This is a genomic window from Streptomyces sp. 3MP-14 (genome assembly GCF_006334905.2).
GTDB classification, from domain to species: domain Bacteria; phylum Actinomycetota; class Actinomycetes; order Streptomycetales; family Streptomycetaceae; genus Streptomyces; species Streptomyces triticirhizae.
This window is the reverse complement of record NZ_VDLZ02000004.1, coordinates 485,485-494,604: the sequence shown is the minus strand read 5'-3', so window position 1 is coordinate 494,604 and position 9,120 is coordinate 485,485. Positions and strand designations below refer to the sequence as shown.

The 9,120-nt window shown below is 73.5% G+C and carries 7 protein-coding genes; 6 read left to right on the top strand and 1 reads right to left on the bottom strand.

The genetic code is table 11. From position 1 onward, the window contains the following. From FH609_RS08935 to FH609_RS08925, 3 genes are all read left to right on the top strand, one after another. A partial coding sequence (locus FH609_RS08935; protein WP_139666293.1) for an RHS repeat-associated core domain-containing protein occupies nucleotides 1-3,872 on the top strand: 3,872 nt, incomplete at its 5' end. Further along, entirely contained in the window at nucleotides 3,853-4,353 is a 501-nt protein-coding gene (locus FH609_RS08930; protein WP_139666294.1) for an Imm50 family immunity protein, read from the top strand. The genes FH609_RS08935 and FH609_RS08930, both read left to right, overlap by 20 nt. A gap of 32 nt (nucleotides 4,354-4,385) precedes the next feature. Then, nucleotides 4,386-4,715, top strand: coding sequence for a hypothetical protein (locus tag FH609_RS08925; protein WP_139666295.1), 330 nt, complete (start codon nucleotides 4,386-4,388; stop codon nucleotides 4,713-4,715). Between the two features lie 49 nt (nucleotides 4,716-4,764). On the opposite strand, the gene FH609_RS08920 is transcribed toward FH609_RS08925, so the two are convergent. Further along, nucleotides 4,765-5,280 (bottom strand): MarR family winged helix-turn-helix transcriptional regulator, encoded by a 516-nt coding sequence (locus FH609_RS08920; RefSeq protein WP_139666296.1) that lies wholly within the window; start codon nucleotides 5,278-5,280, stop codon nucleotides 4,765-4,767. A gap of 118 nt (nucleotides 5,281-5,398) precedes the next feature. On the opposite strand from FH609_RS08920, the gene FH609_RS08915 reads away from it, so the two are divergent. The 3 genes from FH609_RS08915 to FH609_RS08905 all read left to right on the top strand — a co-directional run bounded on the left by FH609_RS08915 (nucleotide 5,399) and on the right by FH609_RS08905 (nucleotide 9,078). Beyond that, entirely contained in the window at nucleotides 5,399-5,923 is a 525-nt protein-coding gene (locus FH609_RS08915; protein WP_139666297.1) for a GNAT family N-acetyltransferase, read from the top strand. Nucleotides 5,924-6,119: 196 nt separating this feature from the next. Next, on the top strand, nucleotides 6,120-7,907 hold the full coding sequence (argS, locus tag FH609_RS08910; RefSeq protein ID WP_139666298.1) for an arginine--tRNA ligase: 1,788 nt from the start codon (nucleotides 6,120-6,122) through the stop codon (nucleotides 7,905-7,907). 7 nt (nucleotides 7,908-7,914) lie between these two features. Beyond that, nucleotides 7,915-9,078, top strand: a complete 1,164-nt coding sequence (locus FH609_RS08905) for a glycosyltransferase (RefSeq protein WP_139666299.1) — start codon at nucleotides 7,915-7,917, stop codon at nucleotides 9,076-9,078. Nucleotides 9,079-9,120 lie beyond the last annotated feature (42 nt).

Sequence of the window (9,120 nt, the reverse complement as noted above, 5' to 3'; positions counted from 1 at the left end):
CCATTGTCGAGGTCTGCAAGGTGATCGTCGCCGTCCTCGGCATCGTGGTGATGATCATCGGTGGGCCGTTGGCCTGGGTGGTGTTGGCCGCCGCCCTGGTCGTGCTCGCGGACACGTTGATCAAGTATGCGAAGGGTGAGGCGGGTCTGCTCGATGTCGCGTTCGCGGCATTGGACTGCATTCCGGGCATGAAGGGCCTGACCACCCTGGGCGGACTGGCGCGCGGGCTGAAGGGCCTGGCCTCGACGGGTCTGCGGGGGTTGCGGCAGGGCGCGTTGCGGCTGGGCCGGCGGACCCGGGGCGACGGTATCCCGATGAACGGGCGGAACGCCTGTGGTGACCCGGTGGACGTCGCCACCGGCGAGCTGTTGATGTCGGCGACGGATGTCGAACTGCCGGGCGTGCTGCCGCTGGTGGTCGAGCGGCATCACATCTCGTCCTACCGTGCTGGGCGTTGGTTCGGCTCGTCGTGGGCGTCCACCCTGGACCAGCGCCTCGTCCTGGACGAGCATGGGGCGCGGTTGTTCACCGCCGATGGGATGACGTTGCTGTATCCGCGCCCGATCCCGGGTGAGCCGGTGTTTCCGGTGGAGGGGCCGCGTTGGTCGCTGTCCTGGGACGGCCAGCCGCTGGCGCCGATGAGCGTGCACCAGCCGGCGTCGGGGCAGACGTCGCACTTCGCGCCCGTGGAGGGCCGCCCCGGCAGTGAGCTGCCCCTCATTGCGATCACCGACCGCAACAACAACCGCATCCAACTCGCCTATGACAACACCGGCGCGCCGACCGACATCCACCACTCCGGCGGCTACCACCTCGGCATCACCACCACAGACGGTCGGGTCACCGCGCTGACCCTGCTCAGCGACCCGGACGAGCCGACTCTGCTGACCTACGCCTACGACACCGCCGGGCTGCTGGCCGAGATCACCAACTCCTCAGGCCGGCCCCTGAAGTTCTCCTATGACGAGCACGCGCGGATGTCCCGCTGGGAGGACCGCAACGGCTACTGGTACTCCTACGCCTACGACGAGCAGGGCCGCTGCGTCTATACCACCGGCACCGACCGGGCCCTGGAGTACCGCTACGCCTACGACGAGGAGACCCACCGCACGGTCGTCACCGACTCACTTGGCCACGACTCGGTCTACCAGTTCAACGACAGCTACCAACTCAACGCCCACACCGACCCGTTGGGCCAGGCCTCCACCCGGGAGTGGGACCGCTACGACCGCGCCCTCACCGTCACCGATCCGTTGGGCCGCACCACCCGCTACACCTACGACGACCAGGGGAACCCGGTCTCGGTCCTTCGGCCCGACGGCCGGGAGATCGCCATCGCCTACAGCGAGTTCGGCAAGCCCACGGCCATCGCCCAGGCGGACGGCAGCCGTTGGCGCTACGAGTTCGACGCGGCGGGCAACCGCACCGCCGCCGTCGACCCGGCCGGCGCCGTCACCCGCTTCCGCTACTCGGACGGTGGCGCGCTCGTCGAGGTCGTCGACGCCCTCGGCGCGGCTACCCGGATCGCGGTCGATCCCGCAGGTCTGCCGGCGGCCGTGACCGAGGCGAGCGGCGGCACCACCCGCTACGAGCGCGACGCGCTGGGCCGCCTCACCCGGATCGTCGGCCCCACCGGCGCGGTCAGCACCTGGGAGTGGACCCCCGAGGGCCGCCCGACGCGGCACACCGACCCCAACGGCGCGGTCCGGAGCTGGACCTGGGACGCCGAGGGCAACTGCCTGTCCCACACCGACGCCGCCGGCGGCGTCACCGCGTACGAACACGGCGCGTTCGACCTGCCGGTGGCGGAGATCCGCCCCGACGGCACCCGTTACACCTTCGAGCGCGACACGGAGAGCCGCATCCGCCGCGTGACCAACGCACAGGGCCTCACCTGGGAGTATCTGCGGGACCCTGCCGGCCGCGTGCTCCAGGAGACGGACTTCGACGGCCGCACGGTCGCCTACGCCTACGACGCGGCGGGGCAGCGCGTCTCTCGCACCAACGCCCTGGGCCAGGTCATCACCCTGACCCGCGACGTGCTGGGCCGAATCGTCGAGAAGGACGCGGACGGCGACCTCACCCGGTTCGCCTACGACCCGGCCGGCCGGCTCGTCCGCGCCCACCGGGCGGGCGAGACGGAGGCGGAGGCCGCCGAACTGCTGCTGGAACGCGACGCGTTGGGCCGGGTCGTCGCCGAGAGCCTTGCCGGCCGCACGGTCCGCCACAGCTATGACGCGCTGGGCCGGCGCACCGCTCGCACGACCCCCTCGGGTGTGGTCAGCCTCTGGACCTACTCCGAGGCGGGCACCCCGTCCACGCTGACCACCTCGGGTCGAGTCCTCAGCTTCGACCACGACGCGGAGGGGCGGGAGACGAGGCGCGGGCTGGGCGACGCGCTCACCCTCACCCAGGCGTGGGACCCCGCCGGCCACCTCACCGAGCAGCGGCTGTGGCACGGCGAACGCCAGCTCCAGGGCCGCGCCTACGACTGGCGTGCCGACAACCACCTGCTGGCGGTCCACGACCAGGAAGCGGGCACCACGCGCTACGAACTGGACCCGCTGGGCCGTCCCCTGGGTGTCCAGACCCCGGAGTGGGAGGAGGCTTACGCCTACGACCCGGAGGGGAACCAGACCTCGGCGTCCTGGACCGGCGCCCCCGTCGACAGCGATGCCTGCGGCCCCCGGTCGTACGAAGGCACCCGCGTCACCTCGGCCGGCCGGGTGCGCTACGCCTACGACGAGGCCGGCCGCACCGTGGAGCGTCGCGTGCGGACCCTCTCGGGTCAGGTCAGGACCTGGCGCTACGTCTGGGACGCGGAGGACCGCCTGGTCGGCGTCGTGGGGCCGGACGGCGCCAGCTGGCGCTACGGCTACGACCCGTTGGGCCGACGGGTCAGCAAGTGGCGGGTGGCGGCCGACGGTTCGAGCGAGCGGCGCGTGGAGTTCGTCTGGGACGGGCCCACGCTGGCCGAACAGGTCTCGGTCGACGACGGGCACGGTGCCGAGGCGCGCCCCGTCGTCCTCACCTGGAACCACTTCGCGCACCGCCCCCTCACCCAGGCCCGCCGGGTCGCGGGCTCGGCCGCCGCGTGGCCGACTCGGGACGCCGCCGGTGGCGGCGGTACGGCCACGGCCACCGCGGCGACCGGCCTGGGCAAGCCGGCGGACGGCGCCTCCGGGCCGCACGGGGGCGGGGACGGGGACCCCGACACCGACACCCGCTTCTGGGCGATCATCACCGACCTGGTGGGGACGCCGACCCATCTGGTGGACGAGGAGGGCGAGACCGCCTGGCGCTCGACCAGCACCCTCTGGGGGCGCACCGTCGGCACCGGCGTCGACTGCCCGCTGCGCTTCCCCGGCCAGTACGCCGACGACGAGACTGGTTGGCACTACAACCACTACCGCCACTACGACCCGGAGATCTCCCGGTTCACCAGCCCCGACCCGCTGGGCCTCGACCCCGCGCCCAACGCCTACACCTACCCGCGCAACCCGCACAGTTGGACCGACCCGTTGGGTCTCACCCCCTGCCGGGCGGCGGCCCGGGAGCAGGCGCTGCGGGACGCGGGAGTGCCGGACGGGGCCGAGCCGCTGGATGTCCGGCTGACGCCGGCCACGACGCCGCAGGGCAAGCAGATCCTCGACGAGAACTACCAGCCGGTCATGTTCCACGAGGAGGTCCACCTCAACAACCGCGACGAGATGGTCGTGTTCCAGGACCACCACACGGGCCACCAGTACGGTGACCCCAACGGGGTGGGCGACCAGCCGCCCCACGTGCACGTCAGGCCGTGGGAGGACCAGCGCAACGGCCAGATTCCGGGCTGTGAGGAGCACTACTACTATGACCCCGACCTGGGCTGAGCTGCTGATCGACCGGGAGCCGCTCGCCCGCTACTACGGTGCGCCGCCGTCGCTGAACGGAGTGGTTCTCCGCTCGGTGCGGCTGGAGCGGGACGGGCCGACGCTGCTGCTGCGGCTGGACCTTCCGACGTTCCCCGACCGGCCGGAGCCGGAGTGGTCGGCGGCCGGTTGCGACCGGTTCCAGTGTCAACTCCGCTGTCTGGACGTGGCGGAGGTGCGGTTCTCCGGTTGGCCGGTGGGGCGGGCGGTCGATCTCGGCGTCGAGCCGGTCGGGCCCGCCGCCGAGCGGCGGATCGCGGTCACCGGACGCCACGACGGGGTGGAGGCGCTGCGGTTCAGCTGCAACGCGTCGTTGGCCGTCGGGCATCTCCTGGCCTATCGCGAGGGCGGGCCGCACCTGTACGTGGGCGCGGTGGACCGGCACCTTCTCGGCACCCGCCTGCCCGACCCGACCGACGGGGCGTTCTACGGACGCCTCTGATCCGAACGCTTCTGCTCTGATTGGTTGTTGCGATGGCTGACACCGGCATCACCTCCGTCCATCTCGACGAACGCGACCGCTCGGTGGTCGTGTCCGCCCGGCACCCAGGCCTCCCCGAGGACGCGCCCGCCGAATGGCGGGAGCAAGGGTTCGACTCCTATGAGGAGCAGACGGTCTATGGTGCGGTCGAACGGCTGGAGGTGCGGGGTTGGAGTCATCTGCCCGTGACGGACTGGAAGCTGGAGGAACTACCGGATGCCCGCCGGGCCGTCACGCTGACCGGCCCCGGCACCAGCATCCGTTTCACCGCCGCCGCGCCCCCTGCTCGGCACCGCCGTGGCCTCCGCACCGGAGCCTTCTGACCGGCCGGAGCTGCGTCTCGGCGCCCGCTCCGTGCGGGACGGCGGCCGGTCAACGGCCGTCGCCGCGCCGCCGGCGTTCCTCCCGTTCGGCGGTCATCAGCGTGGCCAGATGGGCGAGGGCGGGCAGGGCCGCGTCGATGGCGCGGCGTTCCTCGGCGCTCAGCCCCTCGGTGGTGAGCCGGGCCAGCCGGCGGACCCGGTCCCGGTGACGGGCCCGGGTGATCCGGGCCCCGGCCGGGGTCACCGCGACCAGCACGGCCCGCCCGTCGCCGGGGTCGGGGCGCCGTTCCACCAGGCCCTCCCGCTCCAGCCGGCCGACGAGCTGGGTGACGGCGGGCTGGGTGATCTGCTCGTTCTCGGTGAGCGTGCTCAGCCGCAGCGGGCCCCGGTGGGTCAGCGTGTGCAGCACGGAGAGCGTGGTGAAGCTGTGCCGCTCCGTGCCCGGCAGCCGGATGGACGCGCGGGTGAACTCCCCGAGCACCCGCGTCAACTCCCCGGCGTCCAGCTCCCGTTGCGCCGGCTCCCGCGGCTGCGCCGGCTGCTCGTCCTCGGGCGTGGTGGCCATGGCCGCGAATCTACCACCGGGTAGATCGATGACTTATATAGGTTGCTTATCCACCCTGGTGGCGGCCGGTCCAAGGCCGGTGAACGGCCCGCCGGACGCGCTCGGTACGCTCCCGTTCATGGATCAGCCAACCGCCCCGGGCGGCGCCGTCCGACCGGCCGCCGTCGCCGACCTCGCGGCGGTCGCGGAGATCTACGCCCACTATGTGACGCACACCGTGGCCACCTTCGAGGAGGTCGTGCCCGACGAGGCGGCCTGGCGGGAGCGACACCGGGAGATCACCGGGCGCGGGCTGCCGTTCCTGGTCGCCGAGGACGCCGGCACGGTCGTCGGCTACGCCTACGCCGGGGCCTGGCGGCCCAAGCCCGCCTACCGGCACACCGTCGAGGACTCCCTCTACCTCGCGCCAGGCCACACCGGGCGCGGCCTCGGCGGCGCGCTGCTGGCGGGCGTGCTGGCCGGGGCCGCCCGGGCCGGCGCCCGGCAGATGGTGGCCGTGATCGCCGACACCGGGGTGCCGGCCTCGGCCGCGCTGCACCGCCGGCACGGCTTCCAGGAGGTCGGGCGGCTGGCCGAGGTGGGCCACAAGCACGGCCGCTGGGTGGACACCCTGCTGATGCAACGCGCGCTCGGCGCCGACTGACCGCCGGCCGGGGGCACCCGACGGCAGGGCGCGGTGGGTATATGGGTGCGAGCCGGCCCTCCGGGCCTGCCATGCTAGAAGAGGCAGAGCCGGGCCGGCCAAGGCGAGGCGATGCCGGGCAGGCACAGCCAACGACAACACAGGCGGGCGCCCGCGTGCGGCGCGGAACGACTCCCGGGGAAGAAGTACACAGACGATGGTGGATCAGGTACGGCCGTTGGCCGACGAGGTGGCCGCCGCGGTCTCCGCGGCGATGGAGCAGGCGCTGCCGGCCGAACTGGCCTCGGCGGACCCGCTCGTCCGCCCCTCGGACCACGCGGACTTCCAGGCCAACGTGGCGCTCTCCATGGCCAAGCGCCTCGGCCGCAACCCGCGTGAACTGGCCGGAACCCTCCGTGACCACCTGGTGGAGCACGCCCCGTTCATCGGCTCCGTGGAGGTGTCGGGGCCCGGGTTCCTCAACATCGACCTCACCGACGCCGCCCTCCTGGACCGGCTCGCCGTCCGGCTGACGGCGCCCCGGCTCGGCGTGCCCGCCTCGCAGGCCGACGAGACCGCCGTCGTCGACTACTCGGCGCCCAACGTCGCCAAGGAGATGCACGTCGGCCACCTCCGGTCCACGCTGATCGGCGACGCCCTGGTGCGGGTGCTCGGCTTCCTCGGCGCCCGGGTCGTCCGGCAGAACCACATCGGCGACTGGGGCACCCAGTTCGGGATGCTGATCCAGTACATCCTCGAACACCCGGAAGCCAGTTGGCGCAGCAAGGACGAGGACGTCATGCGGGCCGGAACGGGCGGCGCGGTCTCCGCGCTGGACGAGCTGTACCGGACGGCCCGCGCCGTGTTCGACGCCGACCCGGCGTTCAAGGAGCGGTCCCAGCGGCGGGTCGTCGCCCTCCAGGGCGGCGACGCCGAGACCATCGCCATCTGGAAGGAGATCGTCGCCGAGTCCGAGACCGCCTTCCAGCAGATCTACGAGCGGCTGGGCGTGCTGCTCACCCCGGAGGACACGGCCGGCGAGTCGTTCTACAACCCCTGGCTCAACGACGTGGTCGACGAGCTGACCGAGAAGGGCATCCTGGAGGACAGCGAGGGCGCCAAGGTCGTCTTCTTCGACGACATCAAGGGGCCCGAGGACCGGCCGGTGCCGATGCTGGTCCGCAAGTCCGACGGCGGCTTCGGCTACGCCGCGACCGACCTGGCGACCATCCGGCGCAGCATCCGCGACTACGGCGGGACCCGGCTGATCTATGTGGTCGACGCCCGGCAGTCGCAGCACTTCGCCATGCTCTTCCGGACCGCGCGCAGGGCGGGCTGGCTGACCGACTCCATCGAGGCCGTGCACGCCGCCAACGGCACCATCAACGGCCCGGACGGCCGGCCGTTCAAGACCCGCGCCGGCGGCACGGTGCGGCTCGCCGACCTGCTCGACGACGCGCTGGCGGCGGCCCGGCAGGTCGTCGCGGAGAAGGACCCGGGCCTCGACCAGGACGAACTCGCCGAGGTCGCCCGGATCGCCAGCATCGGCGCGGTCAAGTACGCGGAGCTGTCCACCTCGCGGACCAGGGACTACAGCTTCGACGCGGCCCGGATGGTCTCCTTCAACGGGCAGACCGGCGTCTACCTCCAGTACACCCACACCCGGATCGCCTCCATCCTGCGGCGGGCCGAGGACGGCGAGGGGCCGGGCGCCGCGTTCCACCCGGAGCTGGCGCTGGAGCCGGCCGAACACGCGCTGGGCCTGGCGCTGGACGGCTTCGGGCGCGCCCTGACCGAGGTGGCCACCACCCTGGAGCCGCACCAACTGGCCGGCTACCTCTACGGGTTGGCGAAGGCGTTCACCACCTTCTACGAGTCCTGCCCGGTGCTCAAGGGCGTCGCGCCCGAGGTGCGGGCCAACCGGCTGGCGCTCTGCGAGCTGACCCGCGCCACCCTCGCCCAGGGCCTCGACCTGCTGGGCATCGCCGCGCCCGACCGGATGTGAGCCGCCGGTGCGGGTGTTACACGCGGTGACCCTGCACACCCCCAGCCACGCGTTCGGCGGGCCGACCCGGGTGGCCCTGGGGCTGTGCCGGGGGCTCGCCGAACGGGGGGAACGCGCCACGCTGTTGGCGCTCGGGGACGAGTTCCCGGCCGGGCCGCTGCCGCGCGCCGTCGAGGGCGCGCGGGTGCGGCTCTTCCGGGCGCGGCATGTGCTGCCCCGGTTCGAGGTCAGCGGGATCACCTCGCCGGCGCTGCTCGCCAGGGCCTACGGCTATGTGCGGTCGGCGGACGTGGTGCATGTGCACCTGATGCGGGACCTGGTGACCCTGCCGGTGGCGCTGCTCGCGCTGCGGGCCGGCACGCCGCTGGTGTTGCAGACCCACGGCATGGTCGACCCGACCGAGAACCGCGTCGCGCGGCTCGTCGACCGGCTGGGCGTGCGGCGCGTCCTGCGCCGCGCGGACGCGGTGCTGTATCTGACGGAGCGCGAACGGCGCGAGACCGCCGCCGTGGTGGCGCCGGCGCCGATCGCGCCGGCGCACCGGCTGGTCAACGGCGTGCCCGCGCGGGAACGCGCCCCCGCGCCCGCCGGGCCGCCCCGGCTGCTGTATCTGGCGCGGGTCCAGGCCGGGAAACGGCCTGGGGACTTCGTCGGCGCGATGCCCACGGTGCTGGCCCGGCACCCGGACGCGCGCTTCGTGCTGGCCGGGCCCGACACCGGGGCGCTGGCCGAAACCCTCGCGCTGGCCGAGGAGTTGGGGGTGCGCGGGGCGCTCGACGTGGTGGGCGCGCTGGACGGGCCCGAGGTGCTGGCGGCGCTGCGCTCGGCGCACGCGCTGGTGCTGCCGTCCACGCAGGACGCGTTCCCGCTGTCGGTGCTGGAGGCGATGTCGGTGGGCACGCCGGTGGTCGTCACGGAGACGAACGGGCTGGCCGCCGACGTGGCCGGGGCGGGCGCGGGCCGGGTGGTCCCGGCCCGCGCCGAGGCGAACGGGCCGGCCGTCGGCCGGGCCGTCCTCGAACTCCTCGAACCCGCCGCCCGCGCGGCGGCCTCCGAGGCCGCGTGGGCCCTGGCGCGGGACGCGTTCACCCTGGAGGCGGTCGTTGACCGGCTGGCCGACATCTACGCCCGGGTGCTTGCCGCACGGAACGGGCCGGGCCGCGCCCGCTGACGGGCGCGGCCCGCAGCGGCGGCGCGGCGCGGGGCGCCCGGG